Genomic DNA, 26,479 nt, shown 5'->3' on the forward strand with positions numbered 1-26,479 from the left:
CGAGAGGGAGACGACCGATGCCGACCTACGACGACCGACTGGGCGTCGACCCGGAGGAGCTGAGCCGGGCCGGGGCGGAGCTGCGCGAGCCCTCCCGCCTCCTGCGCGAGTCGTTCGCGCGCCTGCGGTCCCAGCGCGAGGCCCTGGGGCCGCTGTGGGGTGCGGGCACGGACGAGACCACCGAGTCCGTCCGCGCGAACCTCACACCGATGCTCGACCTGCTGGACGAGTTCGGGGCCACGCTGGTCGAGGCGTTCGAGCAGACGGCGGAGGGGGTGATCCGGTCGGCCCGCAACTACGGGAACGCCGAGGAGTTCGCCGTCGAGGAGGTCGGCGGGCTCACCCCGGGCGGAGCGGGCGGCTCCGGGCGGCGGTGAGTGACGGGGGCGGTCCCGGTGTCCCGTCCGCGGCCTCAGGCCGACGCCGCACTCACTCCCCGGGCAGGTAGTACGGCCTGTTCTGCGCCGCCACCGGCGGTGACTGGTGGAGCCAGGCGCCGACCGGCTCCACCGTCCCGATCGCCTCGACGAACCTCTTGATCCGCGCGTCCGGAACCTCCCCCAGCTTCAGGGCCACCCTCTTCTCCGCCTTGGCCAGGTCGTACCACTGGTAGGGCTGGAACACGTTCAACGGCGCGGCCAGCGCCCTGACCGACTCGCCCCGCTCCCTCGAGCCGTACTCGGTGAACGGGGCCGTGCTGACCGTTTCGGCCCTGATGTTCCTCAGGTCCGCGGTGAACGAGAAGTGCGGGTCGCCGCCCGCCCCGTCCTCCCCGTGCCTGTGCTTCACACACGCCACCTTCCACGTGTCGGCCACCACGGTCTCCCCGCCCGTCGACGGGCCCGGGGCCGTGGTCGGGTTCGCGTTGGGCACCGGCAGGGTGACCTCGAAGTCGGCCCTGAACTTGGGTTCACCGAACAGCTTCTCGCCCGCCTCGATGGCCAGGGGCGAGTCACAGGCGACGCGGTGACGGCAGAACCCCAGGGCGCGTGTCTGGTCCTCGCCGAAGGCGTACTGCTTGTAGGTCAGTTCCGGCACGCGCTGACGCGCCACGGTGGGGTAGGAGACGATGTTCAGTTCGATCTCCTGGATGACCGAGCCCCCGTGGGCGAACTGGGCGAAGTACATCTGGTAGTTGAACGACAGACACGCCTTGCCGTCGAACGTCGCGACCGAGAGCTCCGCGTTCGGCGCGCACTCCTTCAGCAGGAGCGCGGCCCTGTCCTTGGGGACGAGGTAGTCGACGCCGAGGTTGGTGAACGTCCCGTAGTAGAAGGGCAGGGCGAAGCCCTCCGGGATCGGAGGCAGGACCCCGTTCGGTGCGGTCGTGCTCATGCGAACTGCTCCCTTGACTCAGCGGTGATACCGGACAGGTCGATCGGCTCGTCGTTCTCCAGGTGGGCGGCGTCGACGAGCCGGTCCACCCGTTCTCTCGCCTGCTCCAGGTCCTTCGCGGTGATCTCGAAGGTGGCGCTGGCGAAGCAGCCCTTCTCGGCCAGCTCGGGATCGGGGTGCGGGTTGCGGTACAGCTGTTCGGCCCGGTCGCGCAGCTCCAACATGGTGGGCACGGCCAGCCCCATCGTGCGCGACTGGCCGTTGAACGCCTGGTGGAGACAGCTGAGCAGGGTCGCGTAGACCGTGTTGAACTCGACGGCCTTGTCGTAGACCGCGCTCGTGGCCTGGTGTTCCTTGTAGTCGGCGACCTTGGAGTCGCCGTTGATCGGATAGGCGTCGTTCCAGCTGACGTCCACCAGCGGCCCGCTCGGCGGCCGCTTCGGGGAGTCGTAGGGGCTGTAACAGCGACCGGTGTAGATCTCGTTGAACCGGAAGTAGTGGGCGAGCTGGCGCTCCTCACCGAAGATCTGGTCGTCGCTGTCCCAGATCGAGTCGTGCACGCCCTCGCCCTGTTCGCTGATCACCCTGATCGCGGTCTGCGCGGACTCCAAGTCCTTGACGGCGAACACCTCGCCTCCGGAGTTGTAGAAGTCCTCCGGCCCCACCTGCAGATCGGGGGTGCCCTTGAACACCTCGTGCTCGCCCTTCTCCTTGACCAGGTTGACGAGCCCCTGGCGGATGGCCTCGTAGAACTGGCCGATGGAGGTCCAGCCGGAGCTCTCGCGCACCCCGGTGCTGATCGATCGCGGCGTCTCGATGGTCAGGAAGGTCCTCAACGCCTCCTCGGAGAAGTGGCGCAGACCGATCATCGGGAGCTTCTCGCTGCTCAACGGCAGCTTCACCGGATACTCCTTGACGAAGTTCGGGTGCTCGACCTGAGGCTTCCCCCCGACCGCGTTGAGCAGGTTGGCGGCCAGGGTCATGTGCAGCATCTCCTCCAGGAGCACGCTGCGGATGGCGTAGTAGGCCGTGCGGTTGGTGCCGGGGCGGATGGTGTACATCCCGGTCATGTAGACGGGGATGGTCAGGTGCTCCACCTCCAGCGCCGCCTGCAGGTACTCCCGCAGTTTCTCGAGTGTCTTCGGGATCTCGAATCCGGCGTCGTGCACCTTCTCCGCGAAGATCATGCCTTCTCCTTCTCCCCGGCCGCGGACCGCACGACGACCGGCTGGTTCAGTGCGGCCAGATCCCGGTGGATCTGCTCGGCGCTACGCAGGGCCAGGGCGGACATGGTCAGGGTCGGGTTGCTGGTGCCGATCGAGGGCATGCTGCCGCAGCCCACGGCGTAGAGGTTCGGGTGGTCGTGGGTGCGCTGGTAGGAGTCGACCACGGAGTCGTTCGCGTGCTCGCCCATGATGTGCGTGCCCGCCCCGTGCCCGGCGCCCTGGTAGGTCAGGTCCGTCTCCCTGTGGCGGAAGTGGCCGAGCTGCGGGACACCGTGGACCGGCTTGTGGTCGGTGTACGGTGTCGCCCCGAGTGCGGCGAAGATCTTCTCCGAGACCCGGTAGGCCGCGTACACACCATCGCGGGTATGCGGGTCCAGGTCGTAGGTGAGGATCGGCCGCGGGTTGCCCAGGGCGTCGCGGTGGCGGCTGGGGTCGATCGTGACCCGGTTCTTCGGGTTCGCGGACTGTTCGACCGCGATCTGGAGCTGGAGCTGGCGCCCGATGTCATCGCCGAGCTTCCGCCTCAGGTCGGGGCCGAGGAGCCCGTCGGGTTTCACGGTTCCGCCGGCGTCTCCGCCCAGCCCCAGCGCGGAGGTGACGTTGCTCATCGGCGCACCGGTCGCCCACGACCAGCCCCAGTTGCTGATCTCGATGCGAAACGGTGCGCGTTCCCCGCGCTTACCGTGGAAACGGAAATCCTCCCACCCCGAGGTGTGGCCGGGACCGCGGTACGGGCCGACGGAGCGTTCGGCCAGCGCCCAGGCCAGCGTCGTCGGGTGGTCCATCAGGTTCCTGCCGACCTGGTCGCTGGTCTTCGCCAGTTCCGAGAACAGCAGCAGCCGGGCGTTCTCGATGGCGTGCCCCGCCAGGACGACGATGTCGGCGCGCACGGAGCGCGCCTCGCTGACCGACGAGGCCGGGTCGTTGTAGGCCCGGTACTCCACGCCGCGTACACGCGTGTCCTGACCGCGCAGGACCCGGGTGACCACCCTGCGGGTGAGGAGGGTGACGTTCTCCGGAAGGTCGGCCTGGACGCGCAGCGGAGAGGACTTCGCCTGCGCGGGGCAGATGGGCACACAGCTCGCGTTGCCCACGCAGCGCTCACCGTAGTTGGGCAGTCCGACGGCGCCCTTGGGCCGGTATCCCTTCTTCCGGTCGTAGGCCGGGTTGGGTGTGCTGTTGCGCGCCTGGGGGATCCCGGTCACGTGGAGCGTGCGCGTGTCCTCCATCGGATCCGTGATCTCGGCTCCGTCGATCCGCCGGCAGTGCTCGTCGATGTGGCTCCGCGGGATCGCGTGCATGGGGTAGACGTAGTCGGGGTCGGAGACGACGCCCAGTTTCCTCTGCTCGGCGGCGTCTCCGGCGACGCCGAGTTCCCGCTCCGCCTCCTCGTAGTAGGGCTCCAGGTCCTTGGCGGTGAACGGCCAGTCACGGCCGTATCCGTAGGTCGTCCCCGTGGCGAAGTCGTCGGCGTGCATGCGCGGGACGGCGCCGAGCCAGTGCATCCCCGAACCGCCGAGCGCGCGCAGGTAGTCGGTCCGGTAGGGGAGCGGGCCGTCCTGGACGAAGTAACCGTCGGCGGTGTACCCCCCACCCTTCTTCGGGGACAGGTCGAGCACGTCGGGCGAGGGGGCGGCCGTGTTGTGGCGGTAGGCCGAGTTGGGCACCTTGGCCACGGCGGAGCGGTAGGTGCTCACCGAGTCCAGGTGTCCGGACCAGCTCTCGGTACCTCCCTCCCCCGCCTCCAGGAGCAGGACACGCCATCCCTGCCTACCAAGTCTCCCGGCGATGAGGCTGCCGGACCAACCGGCGCCGACGATGACGGCGTCGTAGTGGTCCCGGCGCGTTTCCGGGCCCGTGGCCGCGGCGGTCATGCGGGGTTCCCTTCCGGTTCCTGGGCCCGGGCCGTGGGCACGGCGGACGGCGGCACGTCGCGTGCCACCCGGGGCCCGGGCAGCCGGTGCGCGGCGAACGCGGCCTCGTCGGCCCGCTCGTCCTGGCGGTGTTCCTCGGTGGGGTGGTCGGTCGCGTCCTTCCGTTCCAGTCCGCACTCCCGTTCGATCTCGGCCAGCGACGGCGGGGCGGCCGGCTCGATCGACCAGGTCCCGTACCCGGGCGGTTTGGCTCCGGCGGGGTGACCGTGGAAGGTGCTCCACACCAGGCCCTCGGTGTAGGCGCTGGGCGTGACGACGAACTCCCGGTTGGCCATCTCCCGGCGCAGGTCGGCGTGGGCGGCCACGGCCAGTCGCGGCCAGGCGCCCGTGTACCAGAGGTAGGTGACGGCGCGTGCGATCTCCCGGTCGGTGGGCTCGAGCTTGGCCGGGTCGAGGCGGGGGGCGCACGCTTTCCGCAGCGCTTTCAGGAATGCGTCGAACCTGGACCGGCCCACCTGCTGTCGCGCGGTGTCCAGGTACATTTCCGCCATGCCGGTGGCGTGCAGATCGAACACGGGGAAGCCGGTCAGGTGCACGCTCAGCTCGACGAACCGTACGACTTCCCCGGGGACGGGGTGGGGAACCGGGTTCACGCCGCGACCTCCTCGGATTCGATCAGGTGGTCCGCCGGGCGTCGGCCCGGAGCGACCGTCGTCAGGGTGGGGTTCCGCGATCCGGACGTGGGGAACGTGGCGCCGCCGACGTGTTCGCGAGGGGCCGGGCCCTCCCCGCTCTTCGGGGTCAGGAAGTACCTGATCTCCTTCGGCCCATTCATCAGGCGAACGCGCGGCTTCGGCCGGAACACGGAGAAAACGGGACCCATGCCGCTGGACACGACCACCCCGAGGAAATCGTTCACCTGTTCCCAGTGGTTCTTCTTTTCCAGGTCATCCAGCACCTTTTCGGCCCAGTTCGCCATCTGGTCCCGCCCGGACCGGGGGATCCGGGAACTCCAGAACAGCGCCCGCCCACCGGGACAGGCGGCCACCGGACCCTGGGCCGAGGGCTCCGGAGGCACGGGGTGGATCGGCGCTGAGGGCGCGCCGACCGGGGGCCCGCCCTCCGCCGTTCTCGGTTGCGCTCGGTCGTTCACAAGCGGGATCTCCTCACCGAGGTTTCGAACGTCCACCGCGGGACGCTTTCCCATTACCGCGACATTCGGAAGGGCTTATCAACCGAACACCAAGACACCGTCGAAAACACCATCGAAAACCGTGGTATTCGATGGACTCCGGCCCAGTTGGCCGACCACCGGGAATCAGATCACGAAGCGACGACACAGGCAAGGGAGGCATACACCAACTCGGCGTTCATCTGAATTCAAAGACAACCGAAACAGTGAAGCCCGACGCAGCGGACCAATCCTTATGATGGAAATTACACCCTTCAGGACTTTGGGCATCCCCAATCAATCGAACCGACCCTTGCGCATTTTGCGAAGAATGCGACATCGAGTGGAACGCACATACGACCGCAGATGGGTTCGCGAGTTCGCTCAGCCACGTGGAATCGGTCCGACGGGTCAATTTTTCGGGCTGTCCCGTACCCGGGTGCGGTGACGCCCGGCCCCTAGGGAACGGGAAGGCCGAGCAGCCCCGGCTGGGCGGCCACCCGCCCCTCCGCGCGGAAGAGCCGGCGCACCGCGTCCCGTACAGCCGGGTCCCGGACCCGCTCCACGAACGACTCGGGAGTGGCGCCGCACACGCGGCGCAGTTCCATCGACTCCATGAGCAGGGCCCGGATCAGTGTCGACTGATCGGTCAGCCCACGCGGCCGTCCCTCCCCGTCCACCAGGCAGCCGTGCCCGCCGACATAGACGGAGCAGGGCGGGAGCCGCGTGCCGGAGTCCAGTGTGACGGGGTACCGCCGCACCGGCATGAGCCGTCGCCGGTAGTTGGGCTCGGTGGCGTCGAGGGCGTCCAGTTCCGCCTGGTCCGGCCACAGGACGAACAGGCGGCTGGTCCGACCGGGGGATTCCACGGGAGCCGCCGGAACGTAGCCCGACCGGTTCACGTGCGCGGACACACCCGGCGCGATGCCGTCCACGTCGGCCCACGTCATCGGGATGACCGGCGGTTCGGAGCGGCCGAGAAACTTGCGTCGCAACTGGGCGAGCGAGGCGTTCGACCCCACCGCCACCATGGGGTGGCGCTCCGCCACGGGGGCCCGGCCCACCCGCGACAGCACGCTCGCCAGCGAGGTCCGCTCCCCCTCGAAATCCGTGACCCAGTCGTCTGCCGGCCTGCCCGGGCGGGGGTGAAGCGGGAGGTGGTCGTCACCCAGGAGGACACCGATCGGCCAGGGATCCTGCCCGGATACGTGAGAGGAAGGGTGGTCGGGTCATCGTGGTGCGAGGCGTCTTCGCGACACCCCGTACCGATGTTCCCCGCCATGGGGCCGCCGGGGGAGGTCGAGACGGTGGGACCCTCCTTCGGCCGGTATCCGGACCCACGTCGCGCCCACGGACCGTGTCGACCGGCTTCATGCCCCATGGCGGCCCCCGCTCCGCACGACCACGAACTCATCCTAGGACACCCGAGGGAGGGGGCGAGGGCCGCGGGAGCGCGGTCTCACGGAACGGTGCCGCCCGCCCTTCGACGGCATGGGCCCCGACGCGGTCGTCGGGCCGGCCGTGCGAAGGAGCCGAATCCTGTTCGCCGCCGGCGCGGCTCGGTGACGAGCGGTGCGGTCGGACCGCACCGCTCGTCACCGACGATGGTCCTTCAGCCCGGCGGGGTCAGCCCCGGGTGCCCCAGTCCAGCCGGTCGGCCAGCCCCGCCTTCTCGAAGGCGACCTCGAGGTCCGCGCGACCTTCGGTGAAGTGGGTCCAGCTGTCGTAGTGGACGGGCACCACGCGGCCGGCGTCGAGAATCCGGGTCGCCTCGGCGGCCTGGGCGCTGTCCAGGACGAGGGGCTGGCCGTCGAAGAGGACGGGGGATCGGGGAGCACCGGCGAACATGATGGCGGTACCGATCGGAGCGAAGCGCTCGGCGACCTCGCGGACCGCCTCGATCGAGGCGTTGTCCCCGCTGACGTAGACGGTGGGCAGGCCCTCGCCGGTCAGGATGAAGCCGACGACCTGCCCGGTGATCGGTTCGGTCTCCTCCCGCGGAGCCGGACCGTGAACGGCCGGGGCCGCGGTCACGGTGACCGCGCCGCCCCCGGGGCGGTCCAGTTCGACCGATTCCCAGTCCGCCAGGCCCGTGGCCTTCGCCCCGAGGCGCTGGCCGCCGCCGGTGGTGGTGAGGGTGAGGGGGATGTCGGCGAGCAGGGCGCGGCCGGAGACGTCGAGGTTGTCGGCGTGCTCGTCGTGGGAGAGCAGCACCGCGTCCACGCGGCCGAGGTCGGCGGGGGCGCCCGTGGCGGGCGCGGTCTTGGTGAGGGTCGGGCCGCCGGGCGTCGGGTAGTCGCCGGGGGCGTCGAAGGTCGGGTCGGTCAGGAAACGCAGGCCGCCGTACTCGAAGAGGGCGGTCGGGCCGCCGAAGACGCGGACGGGAAAGTGGGCGGTCGTCGTGGTGGACGAGGACATGACGGAATCTCCTCACGGATGCATGTGTTGTTAACCGTGATAAGAGCGTAGGTGAATCTCATGGTTGATGACAAGTTCAACCGTGAGATTCATGGATGGCGGGACGTCGTACCATGACATCCATGGACGACCTCACCACCACCGAGCTCGAGCTACCGCCGGCGCCGGGTGAGGAGCGGTACTCCTCCCTCGCTCTCGCCAACACCGTCATCGCGCTTCCGGGCGGGCGCTTCGCCGACCTTCTGGGCACTCCCTTGGCGACGAACCAGTGGATGACCGCGCGCGGCCTGGCCCCCGTGGACGCCGGTATGCGGGAGATGTGCGCGGCACAGTTGCGCTCGCTACGTGAACAGATCCGGGCGCTGTTCGCCTCGCGTACCGAAGGGCTGCCCGCGCTGCCCGCCGCGCTGAGCGCCGTCAACGACGCGCTGACCCGTGTCCCCACCGCGCCGCTGCTGCTGTGGGACGACAAGAACGGCCCCTACCGCGCCACCACCCACCCCACCACCCGGATCGTCGACCACGCCCTGGCGACCCTGGCCGCCGACGCCGCCGACCTGCTGACGGGCCCCGACGCGCAACGCCTGACCGCCTGCGGTTCGCCCCCCTGCAACCGGTACCTGGTCCGGCACGGCCGCCGGCACTGGTGCTCGACCCGCTGCGGCGACCGCGCCCGGGCGGCCCGCGCCTACGCCCGGCGCTCCCGGGTCGGGACGGACTGAGGAGGGCCCACCCGCCCGGCCCCTCCCCTTTCGGTGGACGCGGGTTCGAGTCCCGCAGGGCTCACCACACAGCGTCCGGTCCGACCCGAAGGCTCGCTCCCGGAGAATCCGAGGCGAGCCCCTTGCCGTGCCCGCCGTGGAGCGGGAACCCGGCAGCCGTCGTGAACCGGAGGGCACTGGTCGGTGCCGATGGTGTGCCGCGGCCAGCCTGGGCGTGGTCGAACAGGCAGGATGTGAGGGGTGGACGAGGGGACCCCGTGCACCGCCGAGTCCCTGTGGCCTCTCCGGCACGACAGGGACGCCGACCAGGAGGGCGAGCCGGATACGGGCGAGGAGAGAAAGCGAAAGAAGGCGGACCATGGCAGAGGATGAGGTCGAGCGGTCGGAAGGCTTCGGCGAGCGACTGCTGGGACTGCTGCTGGACCGGGAGCGGCTGATACCGCCCCGGTTGATCGCCCCGCTGGTCGCGGAGGAAGTGGCCAAGGTCGGCGGTCGTGACGTCTCCATCCTGCTCCAGGACTACGCGCAGGAGCTGCTGGTGCCGCTTCCGGGCAAGGGGCTGCACGTGGGCCGGCCCGAGCCGATGGACGGTTCCCCCGCCAGCCGGGCCTTCCTGCGCGTGGAGGTCATCGAGGTGCCGCAGGACCGTGGCGGCATCCGCGTGTACCTCCCCCTGCTGGGCGGAAGCGACGGGGTGGGGGTGATGGCCCTCACCCTGGACTCCGTCGGCGACGACGACCGGCGCCTGCTGTGCAGGCTCGCCAACCTGGTCGCCGACATGCTGGTGACCAAGAACGCCTACACCGACCAGTTCTTCCTGGCCCGGCGCAGGGAACCGATGAGCGTGTCCGCGGAGATCCAGTGGGGCCTGCTGCCGCCGCTGACCATGTCCGTGCCGCAGATCGAGGTGGCCGGAATCCTGGAGCCCGCCTACCACGCGGCCGGTGACAGTTTCGACTACGCGCTCAACAACGACATCTTGCACGTGGCCGTGATCGACGCGATGGGCCACGACCTGGATGCCGCCGCGATGGCGACGGTCGCCATCGGCGCCTACCGGCATGCCCGACGCGTGTTCATCAGCTTGACCGAGAAGTACACGTTCATGGACGACGCGATCTCCCGGCAGTTCGGACCCGACCACTTCGTCACGGCGCAGCTGATGCACGTCAACATCGCCACCGGTGCGCTGGAGCTGGTCAACGCGGGCCATCCCGCGCCGCTGCTGATCCGCGGCGGCCGGGTCGTGCGGCAGCTGGAGAGCGCGACCACGTTGCCCATCGGCTTCAACGGCGAGGCGCCCCAACTCAAAGAGCACACGCTCCGGAGAGGCGACCGGGTGTTGTGCTACACCGACGGCATCATCGAGGAGCACCTCGCCAACGGGGAGCTGTTCAGCGAGGAACGCCTCATCCGCTGCATCGACCGCCTCGGGAAGGAGCCGTCGGATGGGCTGCGGGCGGACCTGCGTCGGCTCTCCCACACGCTGAAGGCGGAACGGGGCGGGCGCACCAGCGACGACGCCACCCTTTTCATGATCGAGTGGCGCGGGGGAGCCGCCGACCACCTGACCGAACTCGGCTGAGGCTCCGGTGGCCCCACCACTGGAGCGCGACCGGCAGACCGAGCAGAACGGCGCCGTCAGTGAACCGTCGCCCGGGTCATGGCTCCACCGCCAGATCCTGTAGCTACGGCTCACGGAGGTCTGGGTCCCAGGTCGCGTCTTGGCCTGGGTGAACATGAGCGTTCGGAGACCTCCTGTCGGTGACCGACGTGTCCTGGACACCAGCCAGCCACCCCTGCCCTTGATACGTGAGGGACTCGTTCTCCCGCAGCACCGTGCACCGCGCGCGCCCGACGACGACCTGCTCTCCTGCGAGAACAGTCTCCTCCTGTTCCCCCACATCGGACCCCGGGTGGTCAGGCACGTGACCGCAGGCGTTGAAGGGCTGGGCGTGGTGTCGGCCCGATCGGGTCCCCTATGAACCGACGGAATGTCACAAACCCAGGCGGGGCGGATTGGCCTGTTCGGGCATTGCCGGACCTGGCGGCGCCCGTGAGCATGGAAGCCGATCTTCGAGCCCAAGGGAGCTGCGATGCCCGAACCCGATGAGAGGCCGAACGAACCCGAACGAACCCCGCCTTCTGCGGAACCGGAACCCGAGACCATCCCTGAGACCTCGGACACCGGCACCGCCCCGGAAGCGCACCCCACCCCCGAGAACGCCATCTCACCCCCTCCGCCCGGAACTGCGGCCACCACCCCAGCCTCGGCGGTGTTCTCCGCCGAGTCCGCCGAACTGACCCGGGCCGACCGTCAGGAACACCGCGAGAACGCCAGGGACAAACGGGAACAGTGGACCCTGTGGCTCTCCGCCGCGACCGCGCTCATCACCCTGTTCGGGATCGTCCCCGGCCTCATCATCACCAATGTGCAGATCCGCTCCCTGGAAGCCGGAGCCGAGCTCTCCCAGATCCAGACCGAGCAGATCCAGGCCGAACTCACGCAAGGGCAGCCGAACTTCTCCGTACGTTGGATCGAAGTCACCTCCACCCCCGGCAACACGACGCCCCACCGTGAACATCTACAGAACGTCCTCGGTGCGAACGTCGAGGTCGACTTCCTCACGCCCCAGGAGAGTGCGCCGGACATCTACAGCACCGACAACATCTTCGACTCCACCCTCTGGCTGAACTCCATGGAATGCTCCTGCCCCCAGACCCGGTCCTTCATCAGAGAGCGGGGCCTGAGCATCGTGAGCACTCCGCCCTACTGGACCTTTCTCGTCGTCAGCCAGGACGGTGGGCAAGCAGCCTACGAAGTCCTCATGACCGCGAAGAAGGAGACCGAGGGGCGCTTCACGATCAATGGCCTCGCCGAGCTCTACACCGGCTCCGACGGGCAACTCCAAGACACCCCGAGGGGACTGGGGGACAACGAGACCGTGGAACTCAACCTCGGCACCATGGAGGCCGGTGCGGTTGCGGCGATCCCGCTCTTCCTCTCCTTCGCGGTCAGTGATCCCAACGCGCCCGAGGGGTCGAGCGGCGGCATCCTGATCGCGGTATCGGAGGTCTACATCCCCACCACCATCACCTACAGGCCGGCCAGCTCGGATCGGACCGAGGAGGTGGACGTACGCACTCCCGCCGCTCAACCCCTGGTACTGCGGGACGGCATCGTCGGTCATGGGTGAAGAGGGCTCTTCGCCCCACTGAACGCGGGCGGTGATGAGGTCGCCCGGCCCCGGTTGCGGCCGACGGGCCGCGCTCAGCCCACCAGCCCGTAGACGACCGCTGGCTCGGTGTCGTGGACATGGGCGATGACCGCGCCGGGGACGGGGAGCAGTCGGGCCCGGTCCTCCCACGTATCCTCAGCGAAATCGTTGCTGGAGTGCTCCTCGGACAGCTCGATCCACACGATCTCGCCCACCTCGTTACCGAATCCCACGACCGCGGCGGACAGCGCCAGCTCGTCTTGGGCTTCGTCTCGGGGTTTGGGGGTCAGGACGGCCACCGCGTCGCCGAGCATCACGGCCGTCTCGACGTTGTCGAAGTACACGGTCTCCTCCGGGAGCAAGGCTGTGCCGGTGACCTTCCCGGCGGGCGAGGCACGGACGAACTCCCACGGCGGTCGGCCCTCCCCCTCCCAGCCGTCCTCGTCCCGGGCCAGTAGGATGGTGCTGGCCGAGTCGGCGTGCACCAGCCCCTCGAAGCCCTCCGCCATGTCCGTGTCGGAGACCATCAGTTCCGGCGGCACATCGCTCACCGGGGTGCCCTCGCCCGGGTCCAGGACCCGGGGCAGCCCCCACCCGTGGTTGCTCTCGACCACGACCACCGGACCCGCGTCACCGCCGGGCCGCGGGTGGTGGGTGTCCAGCTCGAAGTCGTTCTCCCCGGACGCCTCCCATTCGTGCTCCCACACGACCTCACCAGTGCCGGTGTCCAGTGCGGCCGCGGTCACGGTGAACGACGCCTCCGGGTCGCCGGCCACATCCCACACGAACTGTTCGTCCCGCATCTGTTCCAGGCCCGTGCAGCCGTAGAGCACGACGAGGTGGTCCCCCACCAACAGAACGTTCTCTTGAGCCCGCCATCCGTAGTCGGCCACGCAGATACGACCGTCGTCGTCCGGCGACGTGAACGCCCACGCCTCCTCGCTCGACCGGGTCGGGCGAGCGCTGATCCGGTACGGCTCGCCCGTTGCGCGCCATTCGTAGAACCGCAGGTCCGCTGTGGCCGCCAAGAACGAGAGACGCAGTTCTTCGTCCTCGGACCTCAGTGACGGCACAGCCGACTCACGGGTGACGTGGCCGGTGGCGGTGTCGATCTCGGTGACCCGCCGGTCGCCGTACTGGTCCGCCGGGGGCCGCCTTGTGATGACGGCCCTGGCGCCGTCCTCGACCACCCTGGCCGACACCTGGCTGTAGGGGTGGCGGTAGCTCCACAGCTCGGCCCCGGACGCGCCGTCCAGAGCCACCACGCCGTCGTCGAGCACGAGCAGGGGCCCGAGCGGGCCGGGCTCCACGGCCCGCACCGCAACGTCCTCGGGCGGGGCCCAGGTCCACCCGACCTGGGTGACATCGGTGGGCACCGGTGCCGGTGTCTCAGGGAAGGCGTCGGCGACCGTGTGCTGTGTGGGCTGGTACAGGGTCGCGGCCCGCAGAGCGAACTCGAACAGCACCACCAGGACCAGCCCGGCGGCGAAGAACGGCATGGAGCCGCTGGCGGGGATGAGCCGAGGCCGGTACCCGGCGGCCACCGACAGGACCAGCCCCAGGCTGATCGACAGGGGGACCAACCACAGGGACACCCCCACCGGGTCGGGCTCATAGTCCCGGGGCTCCTGCACCATGGCGACGAACGGCTCAGCGGAGAAGGAGGTGACGGTCACGCCCACCGACAGCGTGCTCACCACCACCAGGAACACGACGTGGCCCCAGCGATGGCGTTCGGCGGGGCCCGCCGGGTCGGAGTCCCGCAGATCACGCCACACCACGGGCACGAGCACGAGTGCGCCCAGGAGTACGGACACCCACCACCAGGGGGTGTGGTTCGCGGTCTCCAGGTCCGCGCCCTCGGCGGAGAAGCGCACCGCGTCGACCAGGGCGAGCAGCATCCCGCCCCCGACCAGGCCCAGCCCGGTCCAGCTCACCGCCTGCGGCCGGATCCAGTAGCCCCGTCGCGCGCTCTTCACCTGTGTCTCCTGTTCCTCACCGCGGTCATCGTCCGACGACCGCACCCGGAAACGGGTGGTACGTCGGATTCGCGGTCGACAACATAACAGCGGGTGCGGAGGGTGACCTTCATTGGACCGTCCACCCGCTCGGAACCGTCGGCCGTCTCCCAGAACGGGACACCATCAATGATCGACGCCGCCCCTTCCGGGTACCGTTCCCGAAGCATGCCCGCCGCGGTGAACGCCTCGTCCCGGAATCAGGAGAAGGCCACCGGGACGACGACCCTCTCAACGCGGTCGGCCGGACCCGTACCGAACACCCCGATCGCCATGGACGGAAACCCATGACGTACCTGCACGTCTTCGACATGGACGGCACCCTGCTGAGGGGAACGACGGCCAGCCTGGAGATCGCACGGATCCTCCGGTGCGAGCCACAACTCACGGACCTGGAGCGGCGCTTCCGACGCCAGGAGATCGACACCCGCGGGTTCGCCCGGAGCATCCACCGCCTCTGGAACGGACTCACCGAGAGCGACGTGATGTCCGCGTTCGTCACTAGCTGTACTGACCTGAGAGGTTAGGAACACGGGAGGCGGGAGGGCCGCCGAGTGCGGTGTGGAACCGGTGGTGATTGTAGTGATGCAACCACTGCCCGAACGCCTCCCGCCGCTCGGCCTCGCTGGTGTAGGGGCGGGCGTAGGCCCACTCCTCGACCAGGATGCGGTTGAACCGCTCGACCTTGCCGTTGGTCTGGGGCCGGTAGGGGCGGGTGCGCTTGTGCTTGATCTTCTGGTCGGCGAGCACATCGCGCCAGGCGTGGGACTTGTAGCAGGCCCCGTTGTCGGTCAGCACCCGCTCCACCGTGATGCCGACCGACGCGAAGTAGGCATGCGCGCGTTCCCAGAAGCTGGTCGCGGTCTCCTTCCTCTCGTCGGCCAGGATCTCGCTGTAGGCCAACCTGGTGTGGTCGTCCACGGCGTTGTGGATGTAGGCGTACCCGACCTTGGAGCGGTGTTTGCGGCCCTGAGCGCGCCCCAGGGTCTTGTGGCCGCCGCCGGTGGGGATGTTGCCGAGTTTCTTGATGTCCACGTGCACCAGCTCGCCGGGCCGGGCCCGTTCGTAGCGGCGCACCGCCCGTCCGGTGGCTCGGTCGGTGTGGGCCAGACGGGCACAGTGGTAGCGGGTCAGGATCCGGTGCACGGTCGAGGCGTGCATGCGAAGGTGTCCGCCGATGCGGGCGGGTCCCCATCGGCGGGTGAGGCGGAGTTTGATGACGCGGCGTTCGCGGCGGGTGGGGGTGCGTCGGGGCGAGTGGTGGGGGCGGCTGGAGGCGTCGTGCATGCCCGCCTGGCCCAGCATCCGGTAGCGGGTGGCCCACCGCCTGGCGGTGGTGGTGCTGACCTGGAAGCGTTCGGCGGCCCGTCGCAGGGGCCAGCCGTCCTCGACGACACAGCGGGCCAGGGCCAGGCGTCCGGTGGGTGTGAGTTTGGCGTTGGTGTGGGTAGCGTGGGGCATCGAGGGCCTTCTGGTGCTTGGTGTAGACGTCGCAATCCACACCGTTACCGAAGGCCCTCTTGTCGTGTGTCAGCCGGGGTGGGTGTTACCAACCTCCGTGGTCAATACAACTAGCCCCTTCCTCACGGACATCCCACAGGTGTGCGCCGACATCCGCGCCCGCGGCCACCACTCGATGGTGGTGAGCATGTCCCCCGACTTCTACGCGCGGCTGCTGCTCCGGTTCGGTTTCGACGAGGTGGTCGCCTCACGCTTCCCCGAACCTCCCTTCGCCTCCCCCGTCGTCGCGGAGGACATCCTCACCCCGCACGACAAGGTGGGGATCGTCGAGGAGGCGCGCCGCCGCAGGGGCGTGGACCTGGAGCGCTGCGTGGCCTACGGGGACTCGATGTCCGACGCTCCGCTGTTCAGGCACCTGACGAACACCGTCGCCGTGAACGGAGACGGTCACATCGCCGATCTGGCGAGCGCCCGGTACACGGGTACGAGCCTGTGGGACGCCTATTCCACGGCTCGGGGAATCCTCACGCCCACGTGCCCCTGAACCGGCGCGACAGCGGGACACGGCCGAAGGCGTCCCGCGCGGAGCCCGTCAGCGCCTCCGCCCGGCCGCATCCCGCGACGGACACCGGGCGCCACAGGGCGAAGCGGTCCCCGACGGGCAGCCGCACCGGGGCCCGGACGAACAGGTCGGGAGGCTACCCGGGGCCGCTCACGGGGACGCCCTTGTCGGCCGCGGTGGCGAAGTCGTCGTCCACGACCACCACACGGCGGCCGGCGCGGGCCAGCAGCGAGGCCGCGGCGGTCGCGCGGTAGCCGCTGCCGCAGTGGACCCACACCACCCCCTCCGCGAGCTCGCCGAGGCGCCGGGGCAACTCGGGCAACGGGATGTGCACGGCACCGATGACGTGGGAGCCGTCCCACTCGTTGCGCAGCCTCACGTCCAGCACCGTCACGGGGGCGGGCAGTCCGTCGGGGACCTCGCCCTCCAAGGCCGAGGCCAGGGCGGCGAAGTCGGCGGTGTCCATGGTGCGGATCTGGCCGGGTTCCGCGGCCAGCCGCTCGGGGGTACCGGCGGCCGCGGCGGCGACGCGGTCGATGCCGATGCGTACCAGTTCACGCTGGGCTTGGGCGACCTGTCCGGTGGTCTCGCCGAGGAGGGTGAGCGGCGCTCCCCAGTCGATCAGCCAGCCCAGCCAGGTGGCCATCGGGCCGTCCAGGGCCAGGCTGACGGTACCGGCCAGGTACGCCTGGACGTAGGCCTTGCGGTTGCGCAGGTCCACGACCCACTCGCCCGCCTCCAGGCGCCGCCGCAGCTGCATCGGGTCCGCGGTGGCGGGTGGGCGCAGGTCCACCGGTTCGGGACCCGCGAGGTTGGTCACCCCCATGTGGGCGTAGTAGGCGGGGTAGGCGTCCAGTCCCGACAGGGTCTGGGTGACGAACTCCTCGGCGGCCAGGCGCAGCGCCGGGTTGATCTTCCTCTCGCGTCCCACGGTGGAGGCGTCCCCCTCGGCCTGGGCGGCCGAGCAGAAGCTGCCGAAGCCGTGGGTGGGCCACACCTGCGCCCCTTCGGGCAGCAGGTCGGCGAGCTTGCGCGCGGAAGCGTGCTGGTGCCGGGCCAGGGTCTCGGCGTGCTCGTGGCCCAGCAGGTCGGTGCGCCCCGTGGTGCCGAACAGCAGCGAACCGCCGGTGAACACGCCTTCCGCCCCCTGGGGTCCCTCCAACGCGTAGGAGAGGTGGTGGAAGGTGTGCCCGGGGGTGGCGATGACACGCACCCGCATGCGCGGCGAGACCTCCACCAGGTCACCGTCGGCCACCGGCATTCGCTGGAAGGGCACCTCGTCGGCGGCCGCCATCGCGTAGGTCGCGCCGGTCAGCCTGGACAACTCCAGCCCTCCGGAGACGTAGTCGTTGTGGACGTGGGTCTCCAGCACGTGGGTGATACGCACTCCGAGGCGTCCGGCCAGGGCGATGACGCGGTCGACGTCGCGTTGGGGGTCGACCACCAGCGCGACCTCGCCATCGGTGGCCAGGTAGCTGCGGTCCCCCAGTGAGGACGTCTCGATCACCTCGACGTCGATTCCGGACGTCATCGTGGTCACCCCCCTTGGCCCGCGACGCGGGCCCGCGCGTCGTGGCGGTCCGACACCTTCCGTTCTACCGTCCCTCTTCGGTGAGCAGAAGTGCGTCCTGGATTCGTGCCCCGTCACCGCGCGCCCCGAACGGTTCTGGGTGCGCTGGTCGCCCGCCTTCTTCGAGTCCCCGCTCAGCGCTGCCGCGTCAAACCCACGACGCGCGCCGTGACGACCACGGCGCATCCCAGGGCGGCCGCGGCGAGCAGGACGACGAAGGCCGGGTACAGGTAGGGCACCTGGATCCAGGCCACGTCGCGTCCCCGGTACAGGAACCCGACCACGCGGTGGACCTCCGCCAGGAGCAACGGTGGCAGGGCGAACGGCGACAGCCGCACCACCGCCCGGAGCGGCCTGTCCGACCAGCGCCGCGCCCAACGACCCGAACGCCGCGCACCGCGCCAGGCCAGCGCGACGACACCCGCGGCCAGCGCGAGGAGCGCGGCGTCGAGCCACGGCGACGCGGTGTCCGCGCCCGGCGCCGGCGCCTCCTCCCCCTCCAGTACGGCGATGAGTGCCCCGGCGATCGCCTGGGCGTCCCCGTGGGCCATGCCGGTGTTGGCCATGACCGCGAGGCCGTGCCCGGACTCGGGTAGCAGGGCCTGGTACGCGGTTGAGGTGAACAGGTCGCCGCCGTGCGCGACGACCGTCGAGCCCGACGCGGTCTCCCCGACGGACCAGCCGAGTGCGTAGGAGCCGGAGTTCGGTGACGGTGTGTGCGCCGACGTGACGCTCTCGGGCGTACCGATCCGACCTCCGTTGGGCCCCACTCCGCCGTTGTTCTGCGCGATCAGCCAGGCGGACATGTCCGCGGCGGAGCTGATCACACCGCCGGAGCCGTTGCCGAAGGCGGGCGGTTCGGGCACCGCCACCGGCCGTCCGAGGATCCTGAGGTGTCCGTGCGCGCTGGGCGGCAGGTCGCGTTCGGTGTCGATCGTGGAGCTGTCCGCCATGTCGAGCGGGTCGAAGACGAGAGTCCGGAGCTCTTCGGCGAAGGGCCGCCCGGAGACGACCTCGACGAGCCGCGCGGCGACCTGGAAGTTGGGGTTGTGGTACTCGTGCCGCTCCCCCGGGTCGGCGGCCAGCCGTCCGGTGCGCATGCTGGCGACCGCCTCGCGCAGGGTGTCGGGTTGGTCGCGGGTGAAGGCGCGGAACGTGGTGTCGGACATTCCGGAGGTCTGGTCGAGGAGCTGGCGCACGGTGATCCGCGAGGCGCGCGGGTCGGCCATCCCGAATTCGGGCAGGTAGGTGGCCACGGGCTCGTCGAGGCCCACCTCGCCCGCCTCGACCAACCGCAACACGGCCGCCGCGGTGAAGGATTTGCTCACCGAGGCCACGGCCATCGGCGTGTGGGCGGTGACGGGTCGGCCCGAGGGAGTGGTGCCGTAGCCCGCGGCGTGCACGGTCTGCGTGCCGTGGGTGACGGCCACCGCGAGGCCCGGGACTCCCCTGGAGCGCATGTGCTCCCGGATGACGGTGTCGATCACCGCCGGGGTGTCGGCGGACGCGGTGTCGGCGGACGCGCCGGGCACGTCCGCCGCGGTGGTCAGGAGGGCGAGGGCCAAGGCGGCGACGCCGTGCGCGAAGGCGGGGAACGATCGGAGTACGAACACCCGTGGCACGCTAGTCGCGCGCGGTGGCCGCGACGATGGGGACGACCGCCCGGTCCCGGTGGTGGGGACCCCCGGTCGGGGGTGTGGCCGGCCTCAGGCCGTGGGAGAGCGCCGCCGCGCGTCGCGCACGGGCGTCCAACGTCGTCGACGCTCACCGTGTCACCATCCCGGAACAGCCGGTCAGCCCGCCGGAGGAGGTCGGCACGGGACGGGAGGACTTCGCCACGACGGTCACCCCTCGGCGCTCCCGACCGTGGCGGCCGCGAACCGCCGGAACCTGGGGTGCGCCGTCACGAAGACGGCGACGAGGGCCATGACCACGGTTCCGACGATGACCGGCAGCGGCCCCCACACACCGTAGAGGGCCGTACCGGCGGTCGGGGCGATGACGAAGGTGAGCCCCGTCGTGGCCCCCGTGAGACCGGCGAGTCCGCCCTGCTCCTCGCGCCGGACGAGCAGGGTGGGACCGGCGGTGAACCCCGGCATCGCGATACCGAGGCCGAGCCCGATGAGCAGGATCGCCGCGAAGAGCGCGACCGCCCCCGCGTCGGGGATGAGCAGCGCGAAGCCGACCAGCGCGATACCGCAGCCGACCCGCAGCAGCGTCGGCGGGCTCCAGCCGCTGCGCGGCACGATGACTCCCTGCGCGACGATCATGCCCACCCCCGCGGCGAGGAGCGCGCCGCCGGTGACCGCGCCGGTGGTCTCCGCGTCGAGGCCGAGCCGGTCCTGGACGAGGAATCCGGTGATCACCTGGATGAACCCCAGGGAGGTGAACATACCGAACCCCGCCAGCAGGAACGGCCAGACACGGGCGTCGGTGGGCCGGACGCGGGCCGGCCGCTCGACCAGCTCCGTGCGCGGTTCCCGGCGCAGCCGGAAGGCGATCAGCGCGAGCCCCAGAACCAGTAGGGCCGGTACGGCGACGAGCGGGGTGGTCAGTCCGAGGACCGACAGCGCTCCTCCGAGGGCGGACCCCGCGACCATGGCGATGCCCTGGGCGGCGCCGATCCCCGCCATGCCTCTCACCCGAAGCGCCTCGTCGGTCGTGACATCGGCGACATAGGCCTGGGCGGTCGGGACGACGGCCGAGATCGCCGTGCCGAACCCGACACCGCGCAAGAGGACGAACAGCGCGAAGAGCGCACCGCCGGTGACGGCCCCGGCCATGCCGAGCACCGCGGTCAGGGCGAACAGCGCCATCGTGACCGCCGCGAGCGCGAACGCGGCGACGAGCACGGGTTTGCGGCCCCAGGACTGGGAGCGGCGCCCCCAGAACTGGCTGGTGGCCACGAGCATGGCCGCCGCGGCGCTGATCGTCACCCCGATCTGCCACTCCTGGAGCCCGACCTCGCGCGAGAGCGGGGCGATGATCGGGTTCAGCGTCATCTGCCCGACGAAGGCGAGGAACACCGCGCCCAGGAGGAGGGGGATCTGCGGTCGCGGCGCGTGTTCGTCCTGGTCCGGGGCGGGGGATGGTCGGTTCGCGGTCATGGTGTCCTTCTTCGCTTCCGGGGGCGCAAAGGCCCACTCGACGGGGGGACGGGGGTGGCGGTCACGACGCGTCGTCCCTGCGCGGCGCGTCCTCGGACGTGGGGGCCAGTTCGCTCTCGATGCCGCTGAGGACGACGCGCAGTTTGCCTCGGAACCACTCGATGGGCTCCGCCCGGATCGCGCGGACCATCTCCTCGCGCAACGCGCGTCGGGCGTCGTCGGTGTCGGTCCGCTCCGGCTCCGGGGTGCGCAGCCAGTCGGTCTCCAGTCGCCGCCGCGTGGCCGGCGCGCCCCGGACGGACGCGTCGAGGGCCTCGACGCCGCGCCGGTTGTCCGCCGCCAGGTCGAAGACCAGGTCCACCGCGAGGACCGCGTCGCGGGCCGTGAAGCCGTGGCTCATGAGCGCCGCGCCCACACGGTCGGCGAGGAGGACGATCGAGGGTGGGACCACCCCGCGCGTCACCTCGACGACCGCGCCCGGATACCGCTCCCAGGCGCGCCACGACGCGACCGCCCACCGTTCCAGCATCGGGCGCCACGGCCCGTCCAGGCCCGGCCACTCGCAACGGCGGATCGCCAGATCCAGGCCGAGCCGTACGAGTTCGTCCCGGTTGGCCGCGTGCCGGTACAGCGTCGCCTGCCCGACGCCGAGGCGACGGGCGACCGCCGCGAAGGTCAGATCGGGGAATCCGACGTCGAGGACGGCCTCGGCGATCGCCTCCTCATCGAGTGAGGACGGCCGACCCGGTCCCCGTGTGCGCCCACGCCCCATACCACCCACTCCTCATATAGGTGAGGCTTACCTTATCAGTTTTTGAGAGTGGACTATCAAAATCAGGGGCGAGAAGGTCGCGTGTCACCCCCGGCGGTCACTCGAAGTACAGATGAAAATAACCGAGGGTAATCAACTGAGGGGATTCCATGCGACTCGCACTCGCGGTCACCAGCGCCGCCGTACTGCTGACCACCGTCCTGACACCCGCCACCGCCCACGCCGCCCAGGAGGTGCCGCTCACCGACGCGATCGCCGCCCTGACCGTGGCGACCGAGTCCCGCGACGGCTACGACCGATCGCTGTTCCCCCACTGGGTGGACGGCGACCGGGACGGCTGCCACACCCGCAAGGAGGTCCTCATCGACGAGGCCACCACCTTCCCCGAGGTCGGACCCCGATGCCGTGTCACCGGCGGGGAGTGGGAGTCCTACTACGACGGCCAGACCATCGACGCCTCCCGGGCGCTGGACGTCGACCACATGGTCCCCCTCGCCGAAGCCTGGGACAGCGGAGCCTCGGACTGGACCACCGCCCGCCGCCGCGACTACGCCAACGACCTGGACGAGAAGGTGGCCCTGGTCGCGGTCAGCGCCCGCTCCAACCGCAGCAAGGCCGACCAGGACCCCTCCACCTGGCTGCCGCCCCTGGCCGAGGCGCACTGCCGCTACGTCACCGAATGGGTCACCGTCAAGACCCGCTGGGGACTGTCGGTGGACGAGCGTGAGCGCGACACGCTCACCGAGGTCGCCGCGACCTGCCCCGACGCCCTCGTACACACCCGCCCGGCACCCTGACCCACCGGCCACCACGAAGCCGGCCGGAGCACGCGGACCACGGCCGAAACGCCCCTACCGCCGCGCGGCGCGAAGGTGCCCGGTCGTCACAGGCCCACCCCCGGCACGGAGGTCGACCGGGTCGCCGCGCTGCCCGGGCGTCGACACCGTCAGGCCCGCTCCTCCCCGCCCTCCAACGCGCCCTCCGGCGGGCGTGCGCCACCGGTTCCGTCCCCGTCCGTCCCGGTCTCCGCCGCCGCGTCGCGGTGCCGCAGGGAGAGCAGGGATCCCAGTCCGAGCACGATGGACACGCCGATGGCCGTGTACCAGGTGAACCCGACCAGCTCGCGCTCGAACAGGAACAGCCAGGCCATGGTCGCCACGGCGGCGCAGAAGGCGACCAGGGCGTCGGTCTGGCGCGCCCTGCGCACCCACAGGCCCAGGAAGAACGAGCCGAGCAGACCGCCGTAGGTCAGGCTGGCCACGGACAGACCCAGCTCGACGACCGGGTTGTCGGTACCGGTGAACATCGCGGCGGCCCCGACGAACACCAGTCCCCAACCGAGGGTGAACAGCCTTCCGAGCCGCAGGCCCTGGACGTCGGTGAGCGGCCGACGGGTGAACCGCGCGTACAGGTCGGCCATGGTCGAGGAGGACAGGGCGGACAGCGACGAGGACAGGGTGCTCATCGCGCTCGCCATGATCCCGGCGAGCAGCAGACCCGACAGCCCGGCGGGCATCCCCTCGACGATGAACGCCGGGAACACCTCGTCGGGGCCGGTGAGCCCGAGCCGGTCGACCGAGGCGCCGTCGAAGTGGGAGAACAGCGCCAGGCCCACGGTGAGGAACAGCGCGAACTGGAAGAACACCACGACGCCGCTGCCGATCACCGCCTTTTGGGCGTCGCGCAGGGTACGGCACCCCAGCAGCCGCTGCACGATGATCTGGTCGGCGCCGTGTGAGGCGGTGGACAGCAGCGCGCCGCCCAGCACCGCGGTGACCGTCGCGTACGGCGCGGAGACCGGGTTCGACGTGAAATCGAGGAACCGGGTCTTGCCCGCGTCGGCCGCGACGGCGAGGAAGTTCACGTCCAGGCTCGTGACGATGACGGCCAGTGCGATGACGCCGCCGACCGCGTACAACCCCATCTGCGCCACGTCCACCCAGACCACGGCCCTGATGCCGCCGATGAGGGTGTACAGGACCGTGACCGCCGCGAGCAGGCCGATGATGGCGAAGTAGGACAGGTCCACCCCGTAGTGGGCCAGGACGATCCTCATCGGAATGGCCGCCGCGAACAGGCGCACCCCGTCGGCGAGCAGACGGGTGAACAGGAACGTGACGGCGGCCGTGCCCTGCATGCCGCGCCCGAAGCGTCGGCCCAGGTAGGTGTAGGCCGTCGTCATCTCGCCCCGGTGGTAACGGGGCAGGAGCACGAAGGCGACGACCACACGACCGACCAGGTAGCCGACCGCCACCTGGAGGAACGTGACGTCGCCCAGGTAGGCCACGCCGGGGACGCTGATCACGGTCAGGGCGCTGGTCTCGGTGGCCACCACCGACAGGCACACCGCCCACCAGGGCAGCCGTCCACTGCCGACGAAGTAGTCCTTCACGTCGCGCTGCCGGCCCGACAGCTTCAGCCCGAGCCACGCCGAGCACAGCAGGTACACGGCGATGACCGCGAGGTCGACGGGTTGCACTGCGGGCCTCCGGAGGTGGGGGCGGACGGGTCACGCGTCCGACGGGTCGACGTGTAGGCGTTGGGGGAGGGTCGTCGCGGGTTCGGGCAGGCCGAGCGGCGCGTGCCCCGGAGTGAGGCGGCCGGCCACCGGTGCCCGTCGGGCGCCGGTGCAAGCGGGCACGGAACCGGGCAGCCCATGCCAGGTGAGGAAGCCGATCAGGGCGAAGAGGTAGGCCTCCTTGGCGTCGCCGTCCAGACCGAGGTCGTCGGAGGCGCCGAGCCGCGCCGGGGCGATCCGGGCGGCGATCCGCTCCATGAGGACCGGGTTGCGCACACCGCCGCCGGAGGCGAACACCTCGGTCACCCCGTGGGGGCGCAGGGCGTCGGCGACGGTGACGGCGGTGAGCTCCACCAGGGTGGCCAGCAGGTCGCCGGCCTCGGGCACGGCGACCCGCCGCAGCGCCGCGTCGAGATGGGCGGGGCCGAACAGCTCGACGCCGGTGGTCTTCGGGGGCGTGAGGCGGTAGTACGGCTCGGTGAGCAGGTGCTCCAGCAGGGCGGGGTTCGGGCGACCGGACCGGGCGAGCGCGCCGTCGGTGTCGAGGTCGGCGCGTCCACCGGTGATCCGTCGCACGGCGGCGTCGATCAGGGCGTTGGCCGGACCGGTGTCGAACGCCACCGGAGGGGCTCCAGGCCGGACGACCGTGGCGTTGGCGATGCCGCCGAGGTTCAGGGCGGCGACCGGTTGCGCGCGTCCGCCCAGCAGCAGGACGTCCAGCAGACCGGCCAGGGGCGCGCCCTGTCCGCCCGCGGCCACGTCGGCCGCCCGGAGGTCGGACACGACCGGAAGGCCGGTGGCCTCGGCGATCCACGCGGGCTGGCCGAGTTGCAGGGTCCCGCGCGCCGCGGTGTCCTCCACCCAGTGGAACAGGGTCTGGCCGTGGGAGGCGATCAGGTCGGCCCGGCCTCCGGCGAGTTCGTCGACCCCGCGCCGGGCCGCCTCCGCGAACTCCTGACCGATACGGGTGTCGAGCCGGCAGACGGCCTCCAGGGTGGTCGCTGCCGGGGGCAGGGCGTCGCGGATGGCGCGGCGCAGGTCCGCCGAGTAGGCAAGGGTGCGGTGGCCCAGCGGGGTCAGGCGCACGAGCGGGCCGTGCAGCCGCAGGCGCGCGGCGGCGACGTCGATGCCGTCGGCCGAGGTTCCCGAGGACAGCCCGACGACGATCATGAGGCGAAGGGCCGATACGGGCGTGGCCGGGCCACCCGCCCCGGACCACTGGACCATGCGAACCCGCGAACCCGCCCGACGCCCATCCACACCTCCGGCCGCACACCGCCTATCAGCGGTATACCTCGTGTCGGCGCCGCGTCAATCCCCCGCCCCGTCCGAAGACGCCGACACGGCGGGCGCGAGCCGGGTCACCGCATCGCCCCGGGGCACCGGACCTACCACCGTATGAGCGTGAGGAACCGTACGATCAACCCCACGAGGAGCGATGCTCCAGCCCAGAGCAGGGCGACCCCCAGCCCTCCCCAGAACAGGGCGGTCATCAGCCCGTCAGCGGAGTCGAACGGCCCCCCGCGGGATGCCTCCCATTGGTCCAACAGGAACGGCACGAGGGACAGGGACGACCTCTGGATCTGGTCCCAGTTCTCGTAGGCGCCCCGACCGTTCAGGATCAGCAGGATCCCGAGGGTCATGAGCACCAAGGACAGGACCAGACAGATCAGCGCCCAAAGCACTCCTTACCGGCCCCGCCCGCGAGGAGGGAGCGGCGAAACGACGACGTCCTCCGGGTAATTCGGGTGCGCACCCGGGTAGGTCCGTCATCTGTACGCGGGAAGACGAACACCGCCTCGGGAGGCGTCATGTCCGGCCCCCACACGAAGAAGACGTTCGACGTAAGGATCGGCCGGCACGAACTGGTCATCCGGCAGCGCTACGAGGCGGCGAGCATCTCCAACGACATCCTCATCGGCCTGTGGTTCGTCGTGGGCAGCATCATGTTCCTCTCACCGGCCTGGGCGACCACGGGAACGTGGCTCTTCCTCATCGGCAGCGTTCAGATGCTCATCCGTCCGGTCATCCGGCTGTCCCGACTGGTCCACGTCCGACGCATCCGCTCCCGCTCCGGAGTGGGGCCGGCTTCCCACGAGGCCTCGATGGACTTCTAGGCCCCGTTTCGCTTCGGCCCGTGTTCGGGCACCCGAACGGCACTCCCTGAAAGGTGACCGTTCCGGAAAACGGACCCGGGAGGTCACCTCCAGGCCTCTCCGGCGAATCCATCCCAGGGGCTCGGCCAGGAGGCGTGCGGCCCACCCTCCCAGCCGAGCCGGTCATGTGTGCCAAGGCCGTGGGAGCTGGCGGTGACGGGGACGCTCTCCAACGCCAGGACGTGCTCCGTCGGGGCACGGGACACCACCGCAGGGCCATCCCCCCACTACCACGCGTACCCTTGTGAGACACTGAATCACTTATGTTCTATTTATGTAGAGTGTCGGCTTTTGTCGGAGTTAGCCTGGTGGAGGCGAGCAGAAGTTCCCGCCGAATCCTGTGTCGGATTC

General features: G+C 70.5%; 24 protein-coding genes. 8 read left to right on the plus strand and 16 right to left on the minus strand.

Features of this window, described 5'->3' with window-relative positions; genetic code table 11:
- Nucleotides 1-17 precede the first annotated feature (17 nt).
- Nucleotides 18-377 (plus strand): hypothetical protein, encoded by a 360-nt coding sequence (locus tag KIK06_RS10610; protein ID WP_268643038.1) that lies wholly within the window; start codon nt 18-20, stop codon nt 375-377.
- Nucleotides 378-429: 52 nt separating this feature from the next.
- On the opposite strand, the gene KIK06_RS10615 is transcribed toward KIK06_RS10610, so the two are convergent.
- From KIK06_RS10615 to KIK06_RS10645, 7 genes are all read right to left on the minus strand, one after another.
- The gene (locus KIK06_RS10615; protein ID WP_268643039.1) at nt 430-1,335 is read right to left on the minus strand and encodes a hypothetical protein; all 906 of its coding nucleotides are present in this window, start codon (nt 1,333-1,335) and stop codon (nt 430-432) included.
- A complete protein-coding gene (locus tag KIK06_RS10620) occupies nt 1,332-2,522 on the minus strand; it encodes a ferritin-like domain-containing protein (RefSeq protein WP_268643040.1) in 1,191 nt (396 codons plus the stop codon). Before KIK06_RS10620 ends, KIK06_RS10615 begins: the two co-directional genes overlap by 4 nt.
- Complete coding sequence (locus tag KIK06_RS10625; RefSeq protein WP_268643041.1) at nt 2,519-4,435, minus strand: GMC family oxidoreductase; 1,917 nt, start codon at nt 4,433-4,435, stop codon at nt 2,519-2,521. Before KIK06_RS10625 ends, KIK06_RS10620 begins: the two co-directional genes overlap by 4 nt.
- Complete coding sequence (locus KIK06_RS10630) at nt 4,432-5,088, minus strand: hypothetical protein (protein WP_268643042.1); 657 nt, start codon at nt 5,086-5,088, stop codon at nt 4,432-4,434. The genes KIK06_RS10625 and KIK06_RS10630 overlap by 4 nt, the downstream gene beginning before the upstream one ends.
- Nucleotides 5,085-5,414 carry a hypothetical protein gene (locus KIK06_RS10635; protein ID WP_152486423.1) on the minus strand — a complete coding sequence of 110 codons (330 nt, stop codon included), beginning with the start codon at nt 5,412-5,414 and terminating at the stop codon, nt 5,085-5,087. The genes KIK06_RS10630 and KIK06_RS10635 overlap by 4 nt, the downstream gene beginning before the upstream one ends.
- A 650-nt stretch (nt 5,415-6,064) precedes the next feature.
- Entirely contained in the window at nt 6,065-6,682 is a 618-nt protein-coding gene (locus KIK06_RS10640) for a hypothetical protein (RefSeq protein ID WP_268643043.1), read from the minus strand.
- Between the two features lie 550 nt (nt 6,683-7,232).
- Nucleotides 7,233-8,024 carry an MBL fold metallo-hydrolase gene (locus KIK06_RS10645; protein WP_268643044.1) on the minus strand — a complete coding sequence of 264 codons (792 nt, stop codon included), beginning with the start codon at nt 8,022-8,024 and terminating at the stop codon, nt 7,233-7,235.
- 122 nt (nt 8,025-8,146) lie between these two features.
- Here KIK06_RS10645 and KIK06_RS10650 point away from each other — a divergent pair, with 122 nt between their 5' ends.
- From KIK06_RS10650 to KIK06_RS10660, 3 genes are all read left to right on the plus strand, one after another.
- Nucleotides 8,147-8,746, plus strand: a complete 600-nt coding sequence (locus KIK06_RS10650; RefSeq protein ID WP_268643045.1) for a CGNR zinc finger domain-containing protein — start codon at nt 8,147-8,149, stop codon at nt 8,744-8,746.
- A 358-nt stretch (nt 8,747-9,104) separates the two neighbouring features.
- Entirely contained in the window at nt 9,105-10,331 is a 1,227-nt protein-coding gene (locus tag KIK06_RS10655; protein ID WP_268643046.1) for a PP2C family protein-serine/threonine phosphatase, read from the plus strand.
- A gap of 511 nt (nt 10,332-10,842) precedes the next feature.
- Nucleotides 10,843-11,943, plus strand: a complete 1,101-nt coding sequence (locus tag KIK06_RS10660; protein ID WP_268643047.1) for a hypothetical protein — start codon at nt 10,843-10,845, stop codon at nt 11,941-11,943.
- Nucleotides 11,944-12,017: 74 nt separating this feature from the next.
- Here KIK06_RS10660 and KIK06_RS10665 read toward each other — a convergent pair whose 3' ends face one another.
- The gene (locus KIK06_RS10665) at nt 12,018-13,943 is read right to left on the minus strand and encodes an ABC transporter ATP-binding protein (RefSeq protein WP_268643048.1); all 1,926 of its coding nucleotides are present in this window, start codon (nt 13,941-13,943) and stop codon (nt 12,018-12,020) included.
- 326 nt (nt 13,944-14,269) lie between these two features.
- Between KIK06_RS10665 and KIK06_RS10670 the strand changes: the two genes are divergently transcribed.
- Nucleotides 14,270-14,509: a hypothetical protein gene (locus KIK06_RS10670; RefSeq protein WP_268643049.1), complete on the plus strand. Its 240-nt coding sequence runs from the start codon at nt 14,270-14,272 to the stop codon at nt 14,507-14,509.
- Here the strand turns inward: KIK06_RS10670 and KIK06_RS10675 are convergent.
- On the minus strand, nt 14,484-15,443 hold the full coding sequence (locus tag KIK06_RS10675) for an IS481 family transposase (protein ID WP_268643050.1): 960 nt from the start codon (nt 15,441-15,443) through the stop codon (nt 14,484-14,486). The genes KIK06_RS10670 and KIK06_RS10675 overlap by 26 nt on opposite strands.
- 97 nt (nt 15,444-15,540) lie before the next feature.
- Between KIK06_RS10675 and KIK06_RS10680 the strand changes: the two genes are divergently transcribed.
- Complete coding sequence (locus KIK06_RS10680; RefSeq protein ID WP_268643051.1) at nt 15,541-15,987, plus strand: HAD family hydrolase; 447 nt, start codon at nt 15,541-15,543, stop codon at nt 15,985-15,987.
- A gap of 154 nt (nt 15,988-16,141) precedes the next feature.
- Here the strand turns inward: KIK06_RS10680 and KIK06_RS10685 are convergent, their stop codons facing one another.
- The 4 genes from KIK06_RS10685 to KIK06_RS10700 all read right to left on the minus strand — a co-directional run bounded on the left by KIK06_RS10685 (nt 16,142) and on the right by KIK06_RS10700 (nt 21,454).
- Nucleotides 16,142-17,536, minus strand: a complete 1,395-nt coding sequence (locus tag KIK06_RS10685; protein ID WP_268643052.1) for an MBL fold metallo-hydrolase — start codon at nt 17,534-17,536, stop codon at nt 16,142-16,144.
- A gap of 173 nt (nt 17,537-17,709) precedes the next feature.
- Nucleotides 17,710-19,188 carry a serine hydrolase domain-containing protein gene (locus tag KIK06_RS10690; protein ID WP_268643053.1) on the minus strand — a complete coding sequence of 493 codons (1,479 nt, stop codon included), beginning with the start codon at nt 19,186-19,188 and terminating at the stop codon, nt 17,710-17,712.
- Between the two features lie 231 nt (nt 19,189-19,419).
- Nucleotides 19,420-20,682: an MFS transporter gene (locus tag KIK06_RS10695; RefSeq protein ID WP_268643054.1), complete on the minus strand. Its 1,263-nt coding sequence runs from the start codon at nt 20,680-20,682 to the stop codon at nt 19,420-19,422.
- A gap of 61 nt (nt 20,683-20,743) precedes the next feature.
- Nucleotides 20,744-21,454, minus strand: a complete 711-nt coding sequence (locus tag KIK06_RS10700; protein WP_017600979.1) for a helix-turn-helix domain-containing protein — start codon at nt 21,452-21,454, stop codon at nt 20,744-20,746.
- A gap of 149 nt (nt 21,455-21,603) precedes the next feature.
- Between KIK06_RS10700 and KIK06_RS10705 the strand changes: the two genes are divergently transcribed.
- Nucleotides 21,604-22,251 carry an HNH endonuclease family protein gene (locus KIK06_RS10705; RefSeq protein WP_268643055.1) on the plus strand — a complete coding sequence of 216 codons (648 nt, stop codon included), beginning with the start codon at nt 21,604-21,606 and terminating at the stop codon, nt 22,249-22,251.
- Nucleotides 22,252-22,400: 149 nt separating this feature from the next.
- Here KIK06_RS10705 and KIK06_RS10710 read toward each other — a convergent pair whose 3' ends face one another.
- The 3 genes from KIK06_RS10710 to KIK06_RS10720 all read right to left on the minus strand — a co-directional run bounded on the left by KIK06_RS10710 (nt 22,401) and on the right by KIK06_RS10720 (nt 25,657).
- On the minus strand, nt 22,401-23,933 hold the full coding sequence (locus tag KIK06_RS10710) for a sodium:solute symporter (protein WP_268643056.1): 1,533 nt from the start codon (nt 23,931-23,933) through the stop codon (nt 22,401-22,403).
- A 30-nt stretch (nt 23,934-23,963) separates the two neighbouring features.
- Nucleotides 23,964-25,142: an anhydro-N-acetylmuramic acid kinase gene (locus tag KIK06_RS10715; protein ID WP_026128024.1), complete on the minus strand. Its 1,179-nt coding sequence runs from the start codon at nt 25,140-25,142 to the stop codon at nt 23,964-23,966.
- A gap of 218 nt (nt 25,143-25,360) precedes the next feature.
- Nucleotides 25,361-25,657 carry a hypothetical protein gene (locus KIK06_RS10720; RefSeq protein WP_268643057.1) on the minus strand — a complete coding sequence of 99 codons (297 nt, stop codon included), beginning with the start codon at nt 25,655-25,657 and terminating at the stop codon, nt 25,361-25,363.
- 126 nt (nt 25,658-25,783) lie between these two features.
- Here KIK06_RS10720 and KIK06_RS10725 point away from each other — a divergent pair, with 126 nt between their 5' ends.
- Nucleotides 25,784-26,089, plus strand: coding sequence for a YrhK family protein (locus tag KIK06_RS10725; protein ID WP_017600974.1), 306 nt, complete (start codon nt 25,784-25,786; stop codon nt 26,087-26,089).
- The last annotated feature ends 390 nt before the right edge of the window (nt 26,090-26,479 follow it).

It is taken from the genome of Nocardiopsis sp. EMB25, from assembly GCF_026797795.1.
GTDB lineage: Bacteria > Actinomycetota > Actinomycetes > Streptosporangiales > Streptosporangiaceae > Nocardiopsis > Nocardiopsis lucentensis.

Bases quoted from the DNA above. Each gene is read 5' to 3' on its own strand.
- KIK06_RS10650 (WP_268643045.1), top strand. From the start codon at position 8,147: ATGGACGACCTCACCACCACCGAGCTCGAGCTACCGCCGGCGCCGGGT.
- KIK06_RS10610 (WP_268643038.1), top strand. From the start codon at position 18: ATGCCGACCTACGACGACCGACTGGGCGTCGACCCGGAGGAGCTGAGC.
- KIK06_RS10660 (WP_268643047.1), top strand. From the start codon at position 10,843: ATGCCCGAACCCGATGAGAGGCCGAACGAACCCGAACGAACCCCGCCT.
- KIK06_RS10635 (WP_152486423.1), bottom strand. From the start codon at position 5,414: ATGGCGAACTGGGCCGAAAAGGTGCTGGATGACCTGGAAAAGAAGAAC.
- KIK06_RS10645 (WP_268643044.1), bottom strand. From the start codon at position 8,024: ATGTCCTCGTCCACCACGACGACCGCCCACTTTCCCGTCCGCGTCTTC.
- KIK06_RS10685 (WP_268643052.1), bottom strand. From the start codon at position 17,536: ATGACGTCCGGAATCGACGTCGAGGTGATCGAGACGTCCTCACTGGGG.
- KIK06_RS10620 (WP_268643040.1), bottom strand. From the start codon at position 2,522: ATGATCTTCGCGGAGAAGGTGCACGACGCCGGATTCGAGATCCCGAAG.
- KIK06_RS10715 (WP_026128024.1), bottom strand. From the start codon at position 25,142: ATGATCGTCGTCGGGCTGTCCTCGGGAACCTCGGCCGACGGCATCGAC.
- KIK06_RS10675 (WP_268643050.1), bottom strand. From the start codon at position 15,443: ATGCCCCACGCTACCCACACCAACGCCAAACTCACACCCACCGGACGC.
- KIK06_RS10655 (WP_268643046.1), top strand. From the start codon at position 9,105: ATGGCAGAGGATGAGGTCGAGCGGTCGGAAGGCTTCGGCGAGCGACTG.
- KIK06_RS10700 (WP_017600979.1), bottom strand. From the start codon at position 21,454: ATGGGGCGTGGGCGCACACGGGGACCGGGTCGGCCGTCCTCACTCGAT.
- KIK06_RS10615 (WP_268643039.1), bottom strand. From the start codon at position 1,335: ATGAGCACGACCGCACCGAACGGGGTCCTGCCTCCGATCCCGGAGGGC.
- KIK06_RS10695 (WP_268643054.1), bottom strand. From the start codon at position 20,682: ATGACCGCGAACCGACCATCCCCCGCCCCGGACCAGGACGAACACGCG.
- KIK06_RS10625 (WP_268643041.1), bottom strand. From the start codon at position 4,435: ATGACCGCCGCGGCCACGGGCCCGGAAACGCGCCGGGACCACTACGAC.
- KIK06_RS10705 (WP_268643055.1), top strand. From the start codon at position 21,604: ATGCGACTCGCACTCGCGGTCACCAGCGCCGCCGTACTGCTGACCACC.
- KIK06_RS10670 (WP_268643049.1), top strand. From the start codon at position 14,270: ATGACGTACCTGCACGTCTTCGACATGGACGGCACCCTGCTGAGGGGA.
- KIK06_RS10725 (WP_017600974.1), top strand. From the start codon at position 25,784: ATGTCCGGCCCCCACACGAAGAAGACGTTCGACGTAAGGATCGGCCGG.